12 protein-coding genes and 1 pseudogene are annotated in these 20713 nt (G+C 63.4%); 3 read left to right on the top strand and 10 right to left on the bottom strand.

The annotated features are described in order from the left end of the window. Positions 1-237: 237 nt before the first annotated feature. From BraRD5C2_RS11280 to BraRD5C2_RS11235, 10 genes are all read right to left on the bottom strand, one after another. Entirely contained in the window at positions 238-2274 is a 2037-nt protein-coding gene (locus tag BraRD5C2_RS11280; RefSeq protein WP_223968335.1) for an SEL1-like repeat protein, read from the bottom strand. Then, complete coding sequence (locus BraRD5C2_RS11275; protein WP_223968812.1) at positions 2271-3617, bottom strand: HlyD family type I secretion periplasmic adaptor subunit; 1347 nt, start codon at positions 3615-3617, stop codon at positions 2271-2273. The genes BraRD5C2_RS11280 and BraRD5C2_RS11275 overlap by 4 nt, the downstream gene beginning before the upstream one ends. After that, the gene (locus BraRD5C2_RS11270) at positions 3607-5841 is read right to left on the bottom strand and encodes a peptidase domain-containing ABC transporter (protein WP_223968334.1); all 2235 of its coding nucleotides are present in this window, start codon (positions 5839-5841) and stop codon (positions 3607-3609) included. The genes BraRD5C2_RS11275 and BraRD5C2_RS11270 overlap by 11 nt, the downstream gene beginning before the upstream one ends. A 195-nt stretch (positions 5842-6036) precedes the next feature. Then, positions 6037-6651, bottom strand: coding sequence for a class I SAM-dependent methyltransferase (locus BraRD5C2_RS11265; RefSeq protein WP_223968810.1), 615 nt, complete (start codon positions 6649-6651; stop codon positions 6037-6039). 343 nt (positions 6652-6994) lie between these two features. Continuing rightward, positions 6995-8707: a calcium-binding protein gene (locus BraRD5C2_RS11260; RefSeq protein WP_223968333.1), complete on the bottom strand. Its 1713-nt coding sequence runs from the start codon at positions 8705-8707 to the stop codon at positions 6995-6997. 214 nt (positions 8708-8921) lie between these two features. Beyond that, positions 8922-10364, bottom strand: a complete 1443-nt coding sequence (locus BraRD5C2_RS11255; RefSeq protein WP_223968332.1) for a calcium-binding protein — start codon at positions 10362-10364, stop codon at positions 8922-8924. A 663-nt stretch (positions 10365-11027) separates the two neighbouring features. Next, positions 11028-12182: a glycosyltransferase gene (locus tag BraRD5C2_RS11250; RefSeq protein WP_223968331.1), complete on the bottom strand. Its 1155-nt coding sequence runs from the start codon at positions 12180-12182 to the stop codon at positions 11028-11030. Further along, positions 12179-14170, bottom strand: a complete 1992-nt coding sequence (locus BraRD5C2_RS11245; RefSeq protein ID WP_223968330.1) for a heparinase II/III family protein — start codon at positions 14168-14170, stop codon at positions 12179-12181. The genes BraRD5C2_RS11250 and BraRD5C2_RS11245 overlap by 4 nt, the downstream gene beginning before the upstream one ends. Then, a complete protein-coding gene (locus tag BraRD5C2_RS11240) occupies positions 14167-16353 on the bottom strand; it encodes a bi-domain-containing oxidoreductase (protein WP_223968329.1) in 2187 nt (728 codons plus the stop codon). Before BraRD5C2_RS11240 ends, BraRD5C2_RS11245 begins: the two co-directional genes overlap by 4 nt. 111 nt (positions 16354-16464) lie before the next feature. Then, positions 16465-17703 carry a glycosyl hydrolase gene (locus BraRD5C2_RS11235; RefSeq protein WP_223968328.1) on the bottom strand — a complete coding sequence of 413 codons (1239 nt, stop codon included), beginning with the start codon at positions 17701-17703 and terminating at the stop codon, positions 16465-16467. Positions 17704-17820: 117 nt separating this feature from the next. Between BraRD5C2_RS11235 and BraRD5C2_RS11230 the strand changes: the two genes are divergently transcribed. The 3 genes and pseudogenes from BraRD5C2_RS11230 to BraRD5C2_RS11220 all read left to right on the top strand — a co-directional run. Further along, entirely contained in the window at positions 17821-19131 is a 1311-nt protein-coding gene (locus tag BraRD5C2_RS11230) for a glycosyltransferase family 4 protein (protein WP_223968327.1), read from the top strand. 73 nt (positions 19132-19204) lie between these two features. Further along, complete coding sequence (locus BraRD5C2_RS11225) at positions 19205-20515, top strand: nucleotide sugar dehydrogenase (protein ID WP_223968326.1); 1311 nt, start codon at positions 19205-19207, stop codon at positions 20513-20515. An 8-nt stretch (positions 20516-20523) separates the two neighbouring features. Next, positions 20524-20713 (top strand): annotated as a pseudogene (locus BraRD5C2_RS11220) (class I SAM-dependent methyltransferase); the annotation flags it as partial.

Raw genomic sequence — 20713 nt, 5'->3', positions numbered from 1 at the left:
CAGATCGTGACATCTCGATTCTTATCGATGATCTTCACACAACCAGAGGTGCAATGAACATTTATTCCGCGAACCCACATTAACGCAATCTCTCTATCGTCGATATGAAAGCCATTGTTAGTTCTGCCTAGATTGTCACGCGGACGTGCACGCTTGCGTGCCTTCGCGCCCAAAAACAAAGCCACTCACCGTCTCTGCCATTGCCTGCGCACGACGTGATGTCCGCCTCCAACAATCTCAGCCGACGCTCTCGCCCATTGCCTGCAGACGACGCTGCGCGCCTTCGTTGTTCTGCTGCGCCGCCCGTCGATACCAGTGCAGCGCCTGATCGCGGTCCTGCGCGACGCCGTTGCCAGCGCGCAGCGCATCACCAATCGCGAGTTGGGCTTCGACCATTCCTTGCTTTGCTGCTGCTTCGAACCACTCGGCCGCCTTCGCCGGATCGGCGTCGCAGCCCTGTCCTCGCCCCAGCATCGCGGCGAGGTTGTACTGCGCGGTCGTATGGCCCTGGCGCGCCGCGGCCTCGTACCACTTCACGCCCTGGGCAAGATCCTGCTCGACGCCCTGCCCGGTGCAATACATCACCGCAAGCTTGAACTGCGCCGCGGCGCTGCCGCCATCGGCGGCCTTGACGATCCAGCCAGCGGCCGCCTGCGGATCCTTCAGCGCGCTCTTGGGATCGGAATACAGCAACGCCAATGTGTGCTGGGCCTCGACATGGCCGGCACTGGCCGCGCGCTTGAACCATTGCGCCGCGGCCGGAAGATCGACCGCGCCACCGGACTTTCCCATGTGAAGCCCGCCCAACTGGAATGCCGCGGCGGAATGCCCCACCTCGGCGGCATCGGTGAGCAGCGTGCGTGCTTGCGCAAGACCCGCTTCGGATGGCTCCTGCTGGATGAGAAACATGGCAAAGGCCGTCTTTGCATCGGCGTCCCCGCCCTTAGCCGCCTTGCTGAGCCATTCGGCAGCGCGTACCTGATCGCGCGGCACACCGTTGCCCGCCGAGTACAGCCGGCCGAGTTGCACGCCTGCGGCGCTGATGCCTCCCTCGGACGCACGCTCGAACCACTTGATCGCAGCCGCGACATCGCGCGTCACGCCGTTGCCGTTGAGATAGAACACCGCGATGTTGTGGGCCGCCGTGGCATGGCCGCTCTCGGCGGCGCGTTCGAACCATTTCGCAGCCTGACGGACGCTAGGCGGAACGCCGGTTCCGGTGGCGTAGAAACGCCCGGTGAAGAATTGCGCCTGCGCGTCGCCGCGCTCGGCCGCCTTCTCGTACCAATACGCCGCCTCGCGCAGGTCCGGCTCGGCTGAGGTGCCGAGCGCATAGAACTCGGCCAGCGCCTGGATGGCCGGCAGATAGTCCTTCCGCGCTGCCTTGCGCAAGGCGGTCTCGGCCTTGTCGATATCCTTGGCAACGCCTTTGCCGGCGAGCCGCAACAGCGCAATGTTGTAGAGCGCGATCGTATCATCATGGGTCGCGGCGCTCTGAAACAGCCGCGCGGCTTCGTCGGCATTCTCGGGAAGCCCGGTGCCCTTGAGGCACATGAACGCGAGCGCCACCTGCGCACGCACGTGTCCCTGCTCCGCGGCCTTGTGATACCAGATCGCAGCTTGCGCGAAATCAACGGGAACGCCGCGGCCCTGATAATGCACATCGCCGAGCGCGAATTCGCCGGACGCAGCCTTCTGCTCGGCCGCGGCCTCGTACCAGCGCAACGCGGTTGCATGATCCTTGGTGCAGCCCGCTCCACTGGCGTACATGTCGCCGAGGATCGCCTGCGCCTCCGCCTTGCCGGCTTCCGCCGCCACCGACATCCAGAGGAAGGCGGCGTCGACATCCTTGGGCACGCCGATGCCGTTCGGGAAGACCAGATCGTGGAGGTTGGTCGCCTTGTCACCCAGACGCTGTGCAGTGGATTGCCGCCACATCTCCGGCCTGTTCGGACCGACCGTCGGCTTGACCCCGTTGAGGTAGATCACGCCGAGCTGGAATTGCGCTTCGGTATGTCCCTTGAGGGCGGCGCGCTCGTACCACGCAACCGCGTCCGGAAGGTTGCCGATGACGCCCTCGTTCCGCGCATACAGCAACCCGATACGGTAATCCGCCTCCGGGTTGCCCGCTTGCGAGGCAAGCCTCCAAAGTCGCAGGGCCTCAAGATACTGCAGGTTCTCATACGCCTCCAGCCCCCGTTCAAACTGCTTTGGATCTGAACGGGGCGAGCTGGGCCGGAAAAAGCCAATCAGGGATTGTGTCAACACTGTCATGGCTCGCGCATGGACTCATTCATGCCGCGGAGCATGCCACCCAGCAGATACATCGCGACCGAGCGGGTCCCGACATTGACATCGCCCTGCAGCGTCATGCCAGGGATGAGGCGGAAGTTCGCCGGAACATCCTTGAAGTTGGTTTGGTCGACCGAGCAGCGCGCCTTGTAGTAGGCATCGACCGGCTTTCCGTCGTCATCGGTCGTGAAGGCACCTTCGCTGATCCAGCGAATCTTGCCTTTCGCCGTGCCGTGCTCCGCGGCGTTGAAGGCATCGATCTTCATCGTACAGGGATCGTTCGGCCGGACAAAGCCGATGTCACGCGACAGGATCCGGATCTCGGCTTCGAGCCGCGTCTTGAGCGGCATCAGCGTGATGAAGGGATCGCCGGGCTTCAGCACGGATCCGACCGAGAGCTTGGCCAGGGTCAGGACGACCGAGGGCTCCGCAGCCGTCCAGCGGACGAGATCCTGATGCTTGACGGCCTTGTCATAGGCTGCGCGGGCGGTATCCAGGCTGTTGCGCGTCGTGACCAGATCCTGGCTCAACTGCGCGTTCCATTGCTCGATAAACGCCTTGCGATCCGCCTTCAGCGAGTCAAGCTGGTGTTGCGCTTCCAGCAGGGTGTTGTGCGTATTGTCGATCTGACGCAACAACTCCAGGCGGGTATCCTGCGATAGATAAAGATTCAGCTTGGACCCGCTACCGCTCTCGGCGAGCGACGTGCGCATGTCCTCGATCTTGCCGGCGATCTCGGCACGCTGACCATACCGCTCGTCGTCCTTCTTCGCCTTCTGGATCGTCGCTTCGGTCTGGCTGATCTTGGAATCATAGCTGGTCACCTGCGCGGTGTACTGGGCAACGCGCTGGTCGTAGAGCGCCTTTTGCAAGGCGTTGTACCTGGTGACATCCTGATCGCTGGATTGGCCGTACGACAGCGGCTTCCCGGACAGTTCGGCCTCATCCCGCGCGACCTGCGCGTCCAGGCTCGCGATCTGCAGCTTGTACTGTGTGACGTCAGCCACGGTGAATGTCGAGTCGAGGGTCGCGAGCAGTTGCCCCGTCTCGACCTGCTGACCTTCCCGAACATCGATCGTCTTGATGATCGACGGGTCCAACGCCTGCAGCACGTTGATCTGATCGACGGGAACCATCCTGCCCCCCACGCTCATGATCACCCGGTCGAGGCGCATCAGGCACATGATAGCCACGATCGATACCAGGAATGCTGACAGCACGAACAGCGTCGCGCGGGCCAGCTGCGGCTCGGCGGCTTCGCGGATGGCATCGGTTTCGGACTGGAACTGGCGAACGGTCGCCAGCGAAGCTTGATTAGGAGACAAGGGTCGGACTCCTGAAGTTCTTGTCGCTGCGACCCGTCGGCGCGAGGTGCGTATTCTGCTGGTACCACAGCGAGCTGTAGATATCGTTTCGCTCCAGAAGCTCGTCGTGGCGACCGATATCATTGACCACGCCGCGATTGAGCACGAGAATCGCATCGGCCTTGGTCAGCGACGACAGGCGGTGCGAAATGATGATCAGCGTGCGCCCATGCGCGATCCGCGAGATGTTCGCGTTCACGATCGTCTCGCTCTCGGCATCGAGCGCGCTGGTCGCTTCGTCCAGGATCAGGATCGGCGGATTGACGATCAGCGCGCGCGCGATCGCGAGGCGCTGGCGCTGGCCGCCGGAGAGATTGGTCGATCCCTCGTAGATATAGGTCTCGTAGCCGCGCGGCAGCTTGTCGATGAACTCCTCGGCACCGGCCAGCCGCGCCGCCCTGACGATGTCGTCGAACGTCGCATCCGGTTTTGCCGCCGAAATATTCTCGCGGATCGTGCCGCTGAACAGGAAGTTCTCCTGCAGCACGACGCCGATATTGCGCCGGAGATGGTCGACATCGTATTCGCGAACATCGATGCCGTCGACCTTGATCAGCCCGCCATAGTCGGAATGCAGGCGCTGCAACAGCCGGGTGATCGTGGTCTTGCCCGAGCCGCTCTTGCCCATCACGCCGAGCGTGGTGCCGAGCGGGATCTCGAAGGAGATGTTGTTCAGCGCCGGCGACACGGCGCCCTTGTACTTGAACGTGACACCGGAGAATTCGACCAACCCCTTCAGCGGCACCCTCACGCCATGGCCGGTGCGCCCCTCCTCGGCCGGCTGATTGACCAGCTTGCCGACGATCGCGACAGCCGTGCGCGCCTCGTCATACTGGTTGACGAGTTGAGCCATCTGCATCAGCGGGCCGGCGACCCGCTGCGACAGCATCAGAAAGGCGAACAGCGCGCCAATGTACATCGGATCGTCGCTCGTTATCGCCAGGTAGACGCCGAGCGCATAGGGCGCGCTCACCGCCAACCGCTCCAGCGGACGTACCACCGTCTGAATGGCAATTCCGCTCATGCCTTCCGCAAGACGCGCGTTGGCGACGCGCGCAACCAGCACGTCCCACATGTGCCGCTGACGTGAATCGAGCGCCAGAGACTTGATCGTTCTCATTCCGTTCAGGCTCTGGATCAGGAATGCGCCCTGGGCGCCTTCAGCCGCGAGAACTGCCGTCGACCTTTTCCGGTAGATCGGCAGCATCAAGACAAGCCACGTGACGATCAGCGCCGCAAAGGAAAGCACGATCAGCGTCATGATCGGACTGAAGAAGAACATGACGGGCAGGAAGAAGATCAGCGTTGTCGAATCGAGGATGGTCCCGAACAACTGCCCGGTCAGGAAGCCGCGAATCCGGAACACCTCGCGAATGTCCCGGGAAATCAGGCCGACAGGGTTCTGTTCGAAGTAGTCGATCGGCAGATTGAGCACTTTATCGAACACATAGGTCGATAATTTGACGTCGAGACGTGCTGTCAGGCGCTGGACGAGGTACTGCCGCAGGAACGAGAACGCGGCCTCGAACGCGATGATCACCAGCATCGTGACGCACAGCACGTAGAACGTGTTGAAGGCCTTGTAGTAGATGACCTTGTCCGAGAGCAGCCGCCAGAACATGATCGGCGCCAGGCCGAGCAAGCCAAGGATCAACGCCGCGATCGCGACGTCGCGCAGGATGCGCCGCTCGCGGAACACGAGGGCGGCGACAAAGCCCAGGCTGAACGGCTGGGTCTCGTCGGAGATTTCGTAGTCGCGCTTGGCCATGACGACGTCGCCCGACCAGATGTCCTCAAAGCGCGGTTGGTCGATGACGAGCAGCGCATCCTCGCTCGCGTTCGGATCCTGCAAGACCACCCGGGTGCTGTTTTCATCGCCTTCGAGGCGCAGCAAGACCATGTGGCTGCCATCACGCAGGCGAACGATTGCCGGCAGCGCCCGCTTGAGATGGCTCAGCCCCTTCCAGTCCAGCGTGACGGCCTTTGCCGTCATGCCCGAGGAATTCGCGCACTTCAGAAGCTCGGCGAGCGTGACTTCCTGGTCGCCCAACAGATTGTCATGGATGAGCTGGGACGGGGTCAGATGCAAACCATGCTGTCTTGCCACGATGACGAGACAGGCGAGACCCGAGGGTGGCAGCGCCTCCACCGAAGGTGCGCCGACGAGCGAGAGGTGTTTGGTCATGGAGGCCTCGAGGTTTCGACTGCGCAGGATCCGGTTTCAAGCGATTTATAACTTATCACTGTTAGTTCGCTAACGCAGCATTTTCAGCGCGTGGTTCCGAAAAGATATGTGTCGGACAGGCAAGGAAGCCGGTTCCGGCCATTGTTACCAGCGGTTTTAACCACGCAACCTTATAACATTATTTAACATATACACTCATGGCGCGGCGATCACCGTCTCCCGGAAATCGAAGCCGCAGGCTTCGAGCTGAGGCCGGATCCGCCTCTCCTCGGCCTCCGGCATGAGCGCCAGCGCGCAGACCTCGAAGTTCCCGCTGCGAACGGAGACCGTCGGGAATCCGGCACTCAGCAGCAGATTTCCCATCCGATCGCACGAAAAGCCGGTCTTGTGCGCCATATGGTGGCGCCCCTGCTCGATCGCGCCGGAGTGGCCGTAGATCATATCCAGTGGCCGGATCGGACCGGCCGGCGAGACATAGGCGACCGCACCGAGGCCCTGGGTCAGCATGTGCTGAGCCACCGCCTCCAGGTCGGGAGACATGATCAGCGCGAATCCGTCAGGCTTGAGAGCCTCGCGGAACTGGACGAATGTGGGGTGTATCTCATGGGCATAGAGATGCTCCATCAAATGAGAACACCAGATCGCGTCGAACGAGGCCGGCCGGCACAGCTTGGCGAGGTCGGTGATCGAGCCGACGATGTCCGGGTTCACGCTGCCGTCGACATCGAGGCGAACCTCCTCCCACTCATGCGACGTCAGGAGCGGCTGGATCCGCTTGGCAACCGTCGTTCCAGCGCCGGCGTTCAGCAGTTTCTTCTTGGCCAATTCGAGAGCTCCGCGGTTCGCGCATTAAGCGGCTGATTTCTGCAGCGATCGTTCGCCTTGACCAAAGCTTGCCGGCGCCGCGGAAACCACGGCACGGCATCACTCAGTCGAGCGAGCCACACGCCTTTACAAAAGCTACGTGGTCCGAATGTGACGAACTAACTTCTAACATTCGTTGGCAAAAATGCCCGAAGCGGAACTTGTGATGGAGACAGGCAGATTCGACGCGGATCGGTCGACAAAGTTCCGATTATCACATTCGTACGCAAGAAGAGCGCCGCCTCAACCGGGTTGAGACGGCGCCTTCGCTTGATGCAAACCTGGGATCCTACAGCCTGGTCCATTGACCATCGTTGAAGATCAGGTATTCGATGTTGTTGATCTGGGTCACCTGGCCATTGCTGAAGTTGATGTCCAGAGAACCGTCCTTGCCCGCGGCGATATTGGTCACGTCAGTCGAGGCGTGATCCAGGAAGGTCAGCGAGTCCTTGCTGCCGCCGCCGCCGTCGATGGTGTCCTTGCTGGTCGCGTTGGACAAATAGAAATAGTCCTGACCCGAGCCGCCGACCATCGACGCCGCACCGGTGGCGGAGCCGACGAACGACGAACCACCATTGCCGCCGATCAGCGTCTGCGTACCCGAGCCGGCGACCATCGTGTCGTGGCCGGAGCCGCCATGCAGCGTGTCGTTGCCGGCGCCGCCATAGAGCGAGTCGTTGCCGTCGCCGCCGTAGAGCGAGGTCGCATGCGAGGCAAAGCTGCCCGAGTAGAGGATGTCGTTACCACTGCCGCCATACTCGGCAACAGTGCCGGTGCCGCCCACCAGCAGGTCGTTACCGGCACCGCCGTACATGGTGTCCGAACCCGCACCGCCATACAGCGAGTCGTTGCCCGCACCGCCGTCGAGGATCGTGCCGTGCGACGCATCGGAGTACGAGTAGAGCGCATCGTTACCGCTGCCACCATACTCCGCAACAGTCCCGGCAGCGCCGATCAGCAGGTCGTTGCCGCTACCGCCGTCCAGCGTGTCGGAACCGATATCCTTAGGGTTATACCCCGCACCGGCAACCAGCGTGTCGTCACCTGCACCGCCGTCGAGCAGCGTCCCGAACGTCGCACCGGAGCCTGAATAGAGAAGGTCGTTACCGCTGCCACCGTACTCCGCAGCGGTCCTGATGCCGCCCTTCAGCAGGTCGTCGCCGGCGCCGCCATCCAGCGTGTCGGCAACGCCACTGGCACCACCGTCCAGCGTGTCGTTGCCGTCACCGCCCGACAGAAACGAGCCGTACCACGCAAACAAATTCGCGTAGAGCAGGTCGTCGCCGGCGCCGCCGTAGAGCTGATCGCTGTATACGCCGGCGACCAGCGTGTCATTGCCCGCGCCGCCGTCGAGAGTCTCGTTGTAGAAACCCCCGCTCAACCAGTCGTCACCGGCGCCACCATACAGGCGATCATTGCCCCAGCCACCGAACAGCAGGTCGTTGCCGCTACCGCCGTCCAGCGTGTTGATCCGGTCCAGTGAGTCCAGCGAGCTGCCGGACAGCAGAGTATCGTTGCCGCTACCGCCGTGCAGATCCGACCAGTCACTGCCATAAAGCCAGTCGTTGCCGGCGTCGCCGTAAATCTGGGTGTGGCCCACGCCGCCACCGTACACCGTGTCGTTGCCGGCCCCGGCAAGAACCGTCGTACCGCGGTTGTTGTTGATGGTGATATCGTCGTTGCCGTCGCTGGTCGCGACCACCACCGGGGCGGCGCCGTTCACGGTCAGCGTCACGTCGCTCCTGGTGGCTTCGATGATCGCCTTCAGCTTGGCGTCAAGCTTGATCGTATTGTTGGCGTTGGTTTCGATCAGAACATTGGCGTTCGGATCCGGGTTGCTGATCCCGGCGCCGACCTCGACCGGGATCGTCGCGCCGTCATCCGGGCTGGTGTAACCGATCCCCGCGCTGATCAGATAGTCGAGAATCTGTTGCCGGCTTGCGTGATCGATCGAGCTAAGCGCTGCCTTGAGCTGCGTCTGGTTCAGGTTTTGCGTCACCATCGATCAAGCCCCTGCTTCGACGCGCTACATCACCGCCAAGCAAATACTCAAATGATCTCGATGATTCACAATTGGAGCAGGCAGCAACACTGCGACATTATCAGACGACGCTTCATAACACCACCTGTAATCGTAAAAAAGCGCCGCCTCAACCAGGGTTGAGGCGGCGCCTTCGTTTAGTGCGGACCTGAGATCTTAGTTCAGGTTTGGGATCTTACAGCTTGGTCGAGTGACCATCGTTGAAGATCAGGTATTCGATGTTGCTGATCTGGGTCACCTGGCCGTTGCTGAAGTTGACGTCCAGCGAACCGTCCTTGCCCGCGGTGATGCCGGTCACATCGGTCGAGGCGTGATCCAGGAAGGTCAGCGAGTCCTTGCTGCCGGCACCACCGTCGATGGTGTCGCTGCTGTGGAGGTTGGACAGGTAGAAGTAGTCCTGACCAGAGCCGCCAACCATCGAGGCCGTACCAGTGGCGGAGCCAACGAACGAGTCGTTGCCGCCGCCGCCGAACAGCGTCTGCGTGCCCGAACCGGCGACCAGCGTATCGCTGCCGGAGCCGCCATACAGCGTGTCGTTGCCGGCACCGCCATAGAGCGAGTCGTTGCCGTCACCGCCAAACAGCTTCGTCGCATGCGACGCATCGCTGCCCGAGTAGAGCACGTCCTTGCCGGCGCCGCCGTACTCGGCAACGGTGCCGGTACCGCCGACCAGCAGGTCGTTGCCGGCGCCGCCGTACAGGGTGTCGGCACCCGCACCGCCATACAGCGAGTCGTTGCCGGCACCGCCGTCGAGGATCGAGCCGTGCGACGCATCCGAGTTCGAATAGAGCGCATCGTTGCCGGCACCGCCGAACAGCTCGTTGTTACCCGAACCGCCGATCAGGACGTCGTTGCCCTTGCCGCCGTCGAGAATCTGGTTGCCCGAACCGCCGGTCAGCGTATCGTTGCCGTCGCCGCCGAACAGGCGGTCGTTGCCGGCACCGCCGTACAGCGCGTCGTTGCCCGTGCCGCCAAGCAGGATGCTGGAATTACCGGCAGTGCTGCCGGACACCAGCACGTCGTTGCCGCTGCCACCCAACAGGGTCGACGAGCTGCCGCCGTAAAGCGTATCGTTGCCGGAGCCACCGATCAGGGTGTCGGCACCGATGCCGGACAGCAGATCATCGCCCTTGCCGCCATCGAGCGTGCTGTGACCGGAAACGTTGTCGATCAGGACGTCGTCGCCGTTGCCGCCGGAGAGCGAGTCGTGACCCGCGCCACCGAAGATCGTGTCGTTGCCGTTGCCGGCGAGAACCGTGGTGTCACCGGTGTTGTTGATGAAGATCTGATCGTTGCCGTTGCCGGACGCGACCAGCACCGGGGTGCTGCCGTTCACCGTCAGCGTGACGTCCTGGTTGGTCGCCTCGATGATCGCCTTCAGGCTGGCGTCAGTGTTAACAGTGTTATCCGGGTTGGTTTCGATGAGAACGTTGGCGTTCGGGTCGGGGTTGCTGATGCCGGCGCCCACTTGCACCGGGATCGTGCTGCCGTCATCCGGGCTGGTGTACCCGATGCCTGCGTTGATCAGATAGTCAAGAATCTGTTGCTGGGTCGCGTGATCGATCGTGGAGTTGATCGCATGTTTGAGGTCAGTCTGGTCGAGATTGTAAGTCGCCATCGTTGTAGCCCCTGCTTGGGATACGAGGATTCAAGCCGCTCGCCCGCACGTAAGCTGTTGATCCACAACTGGTTTGTTGCGACGCAGCTCAAATGTGGACACACGTTACGAACTTGTTAAGTCCATTGTTAAGTCCGCAATACCGGAGTGTCAATCAGCAATGCGCCATTAACCTCTGGTTCCCTGAGACTTATGTGAGACTTAGCGCCATTTCGGATACGCACTAACATTCGACGCGGACCGCTCACAAATGTTAGCCGCGGCGCAAAAAAGGATAGTGATTATACGGGGTTTCATCGGGTCCCCCGATGGCGCCGGAGCGCGGAATTTCGCAGCCATTGCGCGCGCTTCGGCGCGATTTTCCGATCTGAAAAAATATTTCTGCGTCGCGCGAGAGCTTTTGCAAAAAAGCGTCAAACTTCACAACCGGCCGGCAAGTGGAGCGGCGTTATGCCGGGTTCTGGTTGCAGGCCACGAGCGCCAGGCGGGCGAAAACCGGGGAATCGATCGCAGAATCGGAGCAATTGGGCCGCCCCGCCAGAGCCGGAGAGGAGCCAGATCGAGCGTTTGATATAACAAATTAACATCAGATTCGCCGCAATCCGTTAGGGGCAGAGTGCCGCAACGGCGCCCGATCATGGGCGAGATAACCGTCGGCGACGATCATCCGGCGGCGGCGCGCGCATAGATGGCCTCGAGCAGCCGCAGATTCTCATCCGGGGCGTAGCGCTCGAGATAGGCGGCCCGTGCAGCCTGCCCCCATGCCGTTGCGCGATTGGGCGCGTCCAGAAGCTCGACAATCCGCTGTCTGAGCCCGGCCGCATCGCCCGGCGGCACCAATGCGCCGGTCTTGCCGGCGCTCACCACCTCGGCAAGTCCGCCGATCTCGGATGCGATCACCGGCGTCCCCTGCGCGAAAGCCTCGACCACGACCATCGGAAATCCCTCGTACCAGAGCGACGGCACGACCAACGCCCGGGCACTCGCCATTTCCCGCAGCACGTCAGCGCGCGCGAGCGCGCCGAGAAACCTGGCATTGGCGGGCGCCCGAGCCTCCAGCGCAGCGCGCTCCGGTCCCTCGCCCACGATCCGCAACGGTACGCCGGTCCCGGCAACAGCGTCGAGCAACACGCCAACGCCCTTCTCGCGGCTCAGCCGTCCGACATAGAGCAGCCCTGTGCGTGACATGGCCGGATCGGGCGCCCCCGGATCGGCCATGAAGTTCGGCTTCACGTCGATCCGGCCTGGGTCGAAGCCGGCCTGCGTGAACAGCGTTCGGGCAAACTGCGTCAGCGCGATCAGGCGCAGGCCGGGACGCGTCCAGGTGCCACGGCGCTGGTGCCGCGCGATCATGTAGGCCGAGGCCAGCGAGCCCGGCAGCGATCCGCGGTAGCAGCGGTGCACGACGCCCCAGAGATGGCCGCGGTCCAGGCATTTGTGGCAGATGCGGCCGTCGCGCAGCAGCATGCCGCCGGTGCAGATGCTGCGATAATTGTGCAGCGTCACCACCGCAGGCACGCGCCTCTGCCGGCAGACATCGAACACGGCGGGCGAGAGCAGCGGGAAAAAATTGTGTACGTGCACGACGTCGGGACGAAAGCGGTCGATCGCCTCCGCCATGGCCCCCTTGCCCTCCGCATTGTCGGCGATCGACAGCGTCGTCGCGATTCGCGCGGCAAGCGTATTGATCGCATCATTGCTGACCGTGAGTGTCTCGACAATGTGTCCAGCGTCGCGCAACAGGTCGACTTCCGCTTCGAACACGACGTCCTCGCCGCCGCGGCCCTGATACCTGTTGTGAGCAACCAGGATCTTCACGATCGGCGTGCCGGCTCGGGAAACCAGCGCAGCTCCGTCACCAGGCTTTGGCCGGCGGCCAGCGTTCCGGAGCCGATCAGCGTCGTCGCCGGCACCTTGAGATCGAACGACGGCGAATACCAGCCGGCCGGCACGGTTTCGTCACCGCGATACAGCGTCCAGTCGAGCGCGTCAGGCAGTTCGAGCTCGCCGTGTCCGCCCGGCCATGCGAGCTGCGCCGTCCTCCCTTCGAGCTTGCATTCGACGTCGGGGCCGAGATGCCAGCTGAGGCTCGCCGGCACCGCAAGCCCTTCACCGGCAAGTACAATATCGGTGACGACGAGCCGCGCCGCCAGACGCTGCAACTGCACCGAGCGGCGATGCACGGGACCGGCTTCGTCCTGATATCCCGTGTGCTCCGCGACCCAGTTCGCGTCCGCATCACGATCGTCCAGCCCGCTCGATGCGATCAGCCGACTCTGCGCATGCCGCGTCCAGAGAAACGGTCCGCCCGACACCGACTGGTCGCGGCCGAACAGGCAGAGCGTGTTGTGCGCCAGCGTGGAACGGAAATAGGCGCGCCATCGCGGATCGCCGTGATAGCAATAGGTGCCGGGGTCGGCGAGGATATCGACGCCGCCGATCCTGCATTCCAGCGACAGCGCATCCGCATGGGCATGTCCCGCAATGCGGCCGAAGCCATGCGGGCCGTGATCGCAGCGGCACCACACCGCTCGGCCGGCATCGACGAGAAAGGTCTGTCCCGCCTCATCGAGCAAATGCGGGCGGTGCGCGGGCCGCGCGGCGATCGCACGCGCCCCGATGCCGTCGGTCAGAACAAACGTGCGCAGGTCGGGCTCCGGCAGCTTGGGCCACCATGGCAGCTCGCCGAACAGACGCGCGCCGGTGGCGAGCAAACCGAGCCAGCGATTGCCGGCCGGATCGTCGAGCAACAGGCCGATGCCTTCGTCGCCATCACCTTGACGGGGAGGATGGGCGCGATCGTCCAGCATCGCGGCGATGACGTCGCTCATGCGGCACATCGTGGTCCAGACCATTTCGCCCAGCTGGTGCCCGGATGCTTCGCCCTGCACTGCCGCGGCCAGCAGCAGCTCGAGGACAAAGCCGTGATAATCGGTCGCGAGTTCACGATTGCTGCCGCAGGCGAAGGTCTGCGCAACAGCTTCGTCTGCCAGCGTCCTGGCGGCATTCTGGCGCCACAGCGCGCTATCGCGAAAGAACGGAAACACGCAGGCCGCCACGAACTGCCCGGCGGCCTCCGCGATGACGTGGTTGTTGGCGGAGGAGCCACGGCTCGGGAACTGCGACAACCAGTATTGATGCGCGTAAAGCTGCGTCAGGAACTGCTCGTTGTCCTCGAACAATGCTGGCGCGCCGGCCCAATTCTGCAGCAGCTGACGCACCCAGGCCCACGAGATCAACCGCACGCCGAGCTCGATGCCGCTGATCCAGTGCGGGCCGCGCGGAAACGGATTTTCGCGCCACCAGCTTGTGAGGTGCGCGGCGACGCGCTCGGCGTAGCGTACGTCCGAGGTCAGGTAATACGCCGACGCGAGCAGCGTGAGATGGTGGTGACGCGACGGCTCCCAGATGTATTTGATGTTCCCGACCGCGGCTTCGTCGCGATAGGGAACCGCAAACGCGTACATGTCGGCAGGCGCCCGCTTGCCGCTTCTGATATCGACGAACCAGTCCGGCCGTTCGCCCAGGGCACCATGATCTCTGGCGAAAACTTGCCAATGTCCGGCCAGAATCCGGTCGGCGCTCTGGATGAGTCGCTCAGCGGCCTGCTGCGGAGCGTGCGCCGGCAAAGGCAGCGGCTTCAGCCGCGGCTGCCGCGGGCCAGGGGCCAGCCTGGCGCCGGCGTGTCGTGCGATATCGGGCGGCGTGATGCGCCAGAGCAGGCGCAACAGCTGATCGTTCACCCGTCCCGCAAGCTCGGACGGCTCCATACGCTGCAGCCTGCGCAGATACCAGGCCGGATTCATCTCAACGCAGTCGCGGCACGTGCGACGCCTTGCTCTGCTGCGCCGATCGTCAGATCGACCGGCATCCCGGCGGCCGCGCTCTCCTGCACCGCGAGGGTTGCGCGGGTGGTCGCAAGCAGCGATCCGAGTTCGATCGGCATCGCGGCGCCCGACGCGACCGCGGCGATGAAGGCATCCAGCATCGGCCGCTGGCCCTTGTCGAGCCGCGCTTTCTTCGCGGTCCGCTGTCCGGCGTGCCAGACTTCGAAGCCCGAGAAATTGTCGAAGGCGGCAAAGCCGGTGCTCGCCGATATTTCAAGCGCCTCCTTCGGCACATGCGGATCGCCGCCGGTGAGATAGCTGAGGCTCGCAACCGAACCGTCGGCAAAATCGAACGTGGCGACGAGATTGTCGACATCCTTGCCGGCAGTGCTCGCGGAGACGCGGACCGGCTCGGCGCCGAGCCACCAGGACAACACGTCGATGAAATGCCCACCCTCGCCGACGAACCGGCTACCTTCGCTCTCGGCCTGCAGATACCAGGATGATTTCTCCAGCGGGCCGGCGATGACGCGATATTGCAGGGTCTGTGGCCCCGCCGGCGCGAACGCCGCGCGCATGCCCTGCAGCAGCGGCGAGAAGCGGCGGTTGAATCCGACCATCAGCCGGTTGTTGCCGGTCTCGCGGATCACCCGCTCCAATTGATCGAGTACGTCTGCGTCGATCGCCAGCGGCTTCTCGACAAACACCGCCTTGCCGGCGCGCAGCGCTTGCGCCGCGAGGTCGGCGTGGGAGGCATGGCGCGTCGCGATCAGCACGGCATCGATGTCGTCGGCCTCGAGCACCGAAGCCGCATCCGTCGAGGCACGCGCGAAGCCGAACTTGCGCACCGCGGTGGCGCCGCTCAGGCCGGTGTTGGTGGCGACCTCGACGAGATCGACACGCTGATTATTCGCAAGCTGCGGCAACAACATGCTGGAGGCATAATTGCCCGCGCCGATGACGCCGAGCCGAACCCGGCCGCTGCGCAGCGCAACCGCCGGACGATAAATCATCTGCATGGCGCGCGAAGCGGCGTCCGGATAGCCGAACACCATGCCGAGACCAACCTCGCCCCGGCTCATGCGCTCGAATGCCGACGTCGCCTGCTCCAGCGGCACCACGTCAGAAATCAGCGCAGCAAAATCGAGCCGCCCGTCGGCGAGCAGCGCGACGATCGCCTCCATGTTACGCTTCTCGGTCCAGCGTACATGGCCGATCGGATAGTCGATGCCGCCCTCCTCGTAGAGCGGATCGTAGCGGCCGGGGCCGTAGGAGCGCGAGAAGCGAACGTCGAGCTCCTTGTCGTAGAAGTCGTTCCACGGCAGGTTCAGCGTGCATTTGCCGATATCGACGATGCGGCCGCGGTCGCGCAGCAACGCCGCCGAACGCGATGCGAGATCGGGATCGTCGCTGCCCGCCGTGATGAACACGCAATCGACGCCATTGCCTGTGGTCAACTGATCGATCCGCGCGCGAAACTCGGCCGCGGTATCGTCCGACGCGACCGCACAGATCGCGGCGCCCGCCGCCTCGGCCTGACGGCAGCGCGGCTCCAGCCTGTCGAGCCCGACGACCACGACACCGGCGCTGCGCAGCAGGCGCACCATGATCTGCCCGATCAGGCCGAGGCCGATCACGCAGGCGGTCTCACCGAAACCGATTTCCGACTGGCGCATCGCCTGCAGCGCGATCGAGGCAATCGTCGTGAACGCGGCCTGATCGAGCGCGGCGCTGTCCGGCAGCGGCACGCAGAGGTTCACCGGCACCCAATTATATTCAGCGTGGGTTGCATATTGATTGCCGCCGCAGCAGACCCGCTGGCCGACCGAGAAGCCGCCGACGCCCTCGCCGACTTCCGCGACGGTGCCCGACAGCGAGTAACCGAGCGGCGTGTAGGAATCGAGGCGGTTGATCACCTTCTGATAGGTCGCAAGCAATCCCTGCTGGCGGACCGAGCGCACCACCTTGGCAACCTGATCGGGGCGCGCACGGGCCTTGCCGAGCAGCGAGAGGCGCCCCTCGGTGAATTTCATCATCTCGGTGCCGGTCGACACCGCCGAAAATGCCGTGCGCACCAAAACCCCGCCGGCGCGACAGCGCGGCGCCGGCACATCGATCAGCTTGAGTTCGCCGCTTTTATAGTTCTGCGCGATCTGCTTCACAGTCGGTCAACGCCTCAAGTTAACAGTGCCCGTTGTATCGCGCCCGCCGCCCGCAATGAAGATAAGAACATCGTGATCGTTATCCCATCACCTCGGAATTTAACACTGTTATCACTCCAGCAACAGGACCGGTTTGGGCGATATCTCGACCTCACCGTTGGCAACAACTCCTTCGCCGCCGTCGAGACCCTGGTAACGGCCAAACCGCGGATCGACCCGATAGATGGACCGGCCCTTGGTGGTCCAGAGGATCAGACCGCTGCGGCCATCCGGCATGCGCAGATCGATGCGCCAGGTCGACGGCGACGGCCTGGCCGCGGCGACGACGCTGGCGCCGACCAGCCATGACTGGACCGTGCGATAGGCAGTTCCGCTCGGAAGCAACCCGCGCGCCCGGTCCCATAATTTGCCGAAGTCGCTGCCCCCGCCGGCGAACTCGTACCAATAGAACCGGTCGACACCGCTGATCCATTTCAGGATATAGGCGCGCGCCAGACAGCCATCCGGATTGTCATCGTGGGACGACCAGCCGGCCTCGGTGTCCCAGATCGGCCTTGTGGAGAGATCGTGCGCGGCGAGGATCTGCTTGAAGCGGGCGATGATTCCGATCACCGCTTCGGGTTCACTCGTATAGCCGTGGAAGGCGAACACATCGGCATATTGGCCGCCGCCTTGCGCCATGAAGGCCTGTTGCCAGCGATAGCCGTCCGGCGTGCCGTTGGACGACGGCGTCAGCACAGTTAGGGCGGGATCGGCCTGCTTGATGATCTCGTAGGCCCGTTTCTGCATCTGGACCATGGTCGCAATATCGCCCGAGTAATATTTAGGATCCTCGGGCTCGTTCCAGATTTCCCAGTATTTGATGCGGCCGGCGGCACGCGCAACGGCCGCACGCACCCATTCATCCCAAGATGCGAGATCGGCAGGCGGCGAGCTTGCGCCCGGCGTGAACGCCGGCGGCGCATCCTTCACTGACGCGGCCCAACGCGGCGTGAAGGCGAGATTGAGGACAATATCGACGTGCTCGCGCTCCGCCGCCGCGAGGATGGCGTCGAAGCGCGCCCAATTGTAGATGCCGGGCGCCGGATTGATCTGGGCCCAGTAGATCGCGCCCCATAGCCGGACGCCGTCAAATTTGAGCTCGGGCCATGGCTGCGACTGCCCGATCGCATTGATCGTCATGCCGAAAAGCGACGGCGGGATCACCACGTTCACACGGCTCACATCGAGCGCATCGTTTGCCGCCGCACCGGCCCACTGCAGCGGCCATTTGTGAGCCAGCGGCGCCAGCGCACTCAAAATCAGTGCAATCAACGCCGCTTGTGCCCAATCCCTCACTTTGCCTGCCATGTCGGTGTCTCGTCGCCGTCACATCCGTGCCGGGATTGCATAATGGAAGTCGCTCATGTTAATGCCGATGTTAGTCGGATTGTGATGTTGTTAGGTCAATGGTATAGATCATCGCAGATGTCGAGAGCTGAACCATCACCGCGGCGGATCCTGATCATCGTCGAGAACCTTCCGGTTCCTTTCGATCGCAGGGTGTGGTGCGAGGCAACGTCGCTGCGCCAGGCAGGCTATGAAGTTTCAGTGATCTGCCCGAAGGGCCGCGGCCATGACGAATCCTACGAATGCCTCGACGGCATTCACATTTACCGTCATCCGATGCCGCTGGAAGCGCGCGGGATCGCCGCCTACCTCATCGAATATCCGGTCGCGCTGTTCTGGGAGACGTGGCTTGCGCTTAAGGTGGCGTGGAAGCACGGCTTCGACGTGATCCATGGCTGCAATCCGCCCGACCTGATCTTCCTGATCGGCCTGTTGTTCAAGCTCGGCGGCAAGCGCTTCGTGTTCGATCATCACGACGTCAATCCCGAGCTCTACGAAGCAAAATTCGGCCGCCGGGACTTTTTCTGGCATCTGCTGCGGCTGGTCGAATATCTCACCTTCAAGACCGCAAGCATCTCGATCGCGACCAACGAATCCTATCGCGAGATCGCGATCACCCGCGGCCGGATGCCGGCCAACCGCATTTTCGTGGTGCGCTCCGGCCCCAATCTCGAACGAGTGCGCTCCCGCCCCGCCGATCCGGCCTGGCGCCGCGGCCGGCGCTACAGCGTCGGCTATGTCGGCGTGATCGGCCAGTCGGAAGGCATCGATCTCCTGCTGCAGTCGATCGGCCACATCGTGCACGATCTCGGCCGCACCGACATCCAGTTCAACATCGCCGGCACCGGGCCGGAGTGGAATGCGGTGGTCAAGCTCTGCGAAGAGATGCAGCTCTCCGACTACGTGAACTTCACCGGCGCGATCGCCGACGAGGCGCTGTTCACCATGCTCTCGACCGCCGACGTCTGCGTCAATCCGGATCGCGTCACGCCGATGAACGACATCTCCACCATGAACAAGATCATGGAATACATGGCGCTCGGGCGGCCGATCGTTCAGTTCGAGGTTCGCGAAGGCCGCCGCTCGGCGCTCGACGCCTCACTCTATGCGGCGAAGAACGACCCGCAGGATTTCGCCGGCAAGATCATCACGCTGGTCGATAATCCGACGTTACGGCAGACGATGGGGGCATTTGGCCGCAGCCGAGTCGAGCGCGAATTGTCCTGGACGCATGAGGAGCCGAAGCTGCTCGCCGCCTATGAGGCGTTGTTCGCGAGGAAACTCCCCTGGCAGAGCCGCGCGCCGCGCGCGATCGCCTCTGCGGAGCGGTCGACCTCACAAGCGTCTGGTGTCAGCGCCAATGCAGCCGCCGGGCGGGCATCGCGTTGAACGCCCTGCCGCCTCACTCACGCGAAACGCGACGCCGCCACACGCACGTCCTTGGACGGTTGAAGGTCGAAGCATGAATGTCAGCATTTTCGGCCTCGGTTATGTCGGAACGGTCTGCGCGGCCTGCTTCACCGAACTCGGCCATCAGATCATCGGCGTCGACAAGAGCATTGCGAAAGTCGACCTGATCCGCGGGGGCCGATCGCCGGTCATCGAGCCGGGCATCTCGGACAAGGTGGCGCACGCGGTTGCAACGGGTCAATTGACCGCCACCACGGACGCCACCGAGGCGATCGTCAACAGTGACATCTCGATGGTCTGCGTCGGCACGCCGTCGTCCGGCAACGGCAATCTCGACCTGACCGCGATCCGAGAGGTCGCCATCGAGATCGGCCGCGGGCTGCGCGCGAAGAACGCGCCGCATACCGTGACGATCCGCTCCACCGTGCTGCCCGGCACCACCCGCGGCACCGTCGGACCGCTGATCGAGGAAGCCTCCGGCAACAAGATCGGACGCGATTTCGACCTCGCCTTCAATCCGGAGTTCCTGCGCGAAGGCAGCGCGATTGCCGACTTCAACGCACCGTCCAAGACCGTGGTCGGCGCCTTCAACCAGGAAACCGCCGACCGCGTCATGGCGCTCTACAAGGATCTGCCGGGCGCTAAGATCACGCCGCCAGTCGAGACCGCCGAGCTCGTCAAATATGTCGACAACAGCTGGCACGCGTTGAAGGTCAGCTTTGCCAACGAGATCGGCACCATCGCGAAGACGCTCGGCATCGACGGCCGCGACGTCATGAACATCTTCCTGCAGGACACAAGGCTCAACATCTCGCCGGCCTATCTGCGGCCGGGTTTTGCCTTCGGCGGCTCCTGCCTGCCCAAGGACGTCAAGGCGCTGAAGCACCTCGCGCACAGCCGCGGACTGTCGACGCCGGTGCTCGAAAGTATCCTGCCGAGCAACGACATGATCATGTCGCGCGGCGCCGACTGGATCCTGTCGCATGACGGCCGCCGCATCGCATTCCTCGGCATCAGCTTCAAGGCCGGCACCGACGATGTCCGCGACAGCCCCTTCGTCGAACTGGTGAAAAGCCTGCGCGGCGAACGGCGCGACATTCGGATCTACGACCCCAACGTTCGGCTGTCGCAACTGATCGGCGCCAACCGCGACTTCATGATGCGCAACCCGGAGCTGGTGGATCTGCTGCATGACGACGTGACGGCGACAATCGAATGGGCCGACATCATCGTGCTGACGACGGCCGATCCGCGCTTCGTTGCGGCGCTGAAGGCAACTCGGCCCGACCAGGTGGTGCTCGAACTGTCTGATATCGGATTGCCCGACGAGGTGCGCGCCAGAGTGAGCGGCTTTCACTGGTAGGGAACACCATGGCCACCTTGGCCCAGACCCGCGACCGACCCGAAATCCGCTTTCACGACGAGATCTCGTCGGAGTGGGAGACGCTGCATCGGAGCCGCACCTTCAAGGCGCGCACGGCCGCGATGTTCGATCTGCTCGGGAACTCAGACCTTGAGGGCCAGCGCTGGCTGGATGCGGGTTGCGGCACCGGAACGCTCT

Origin of the sequence: Bradyrhizobium sp. RD5-C2, from assembly GCF_019972155.1 — a bacterium.
GTDB lineage: Bacteria > Pseudomonadota > Alphaproteobacteria > Rhizobiales > Xanthobacteraceae > Bradyrhizobium.
Note: the sequence above shows the minus strand (reverse complement) of the source record. Positions and strands in the feature narration are given on the sequence as shown.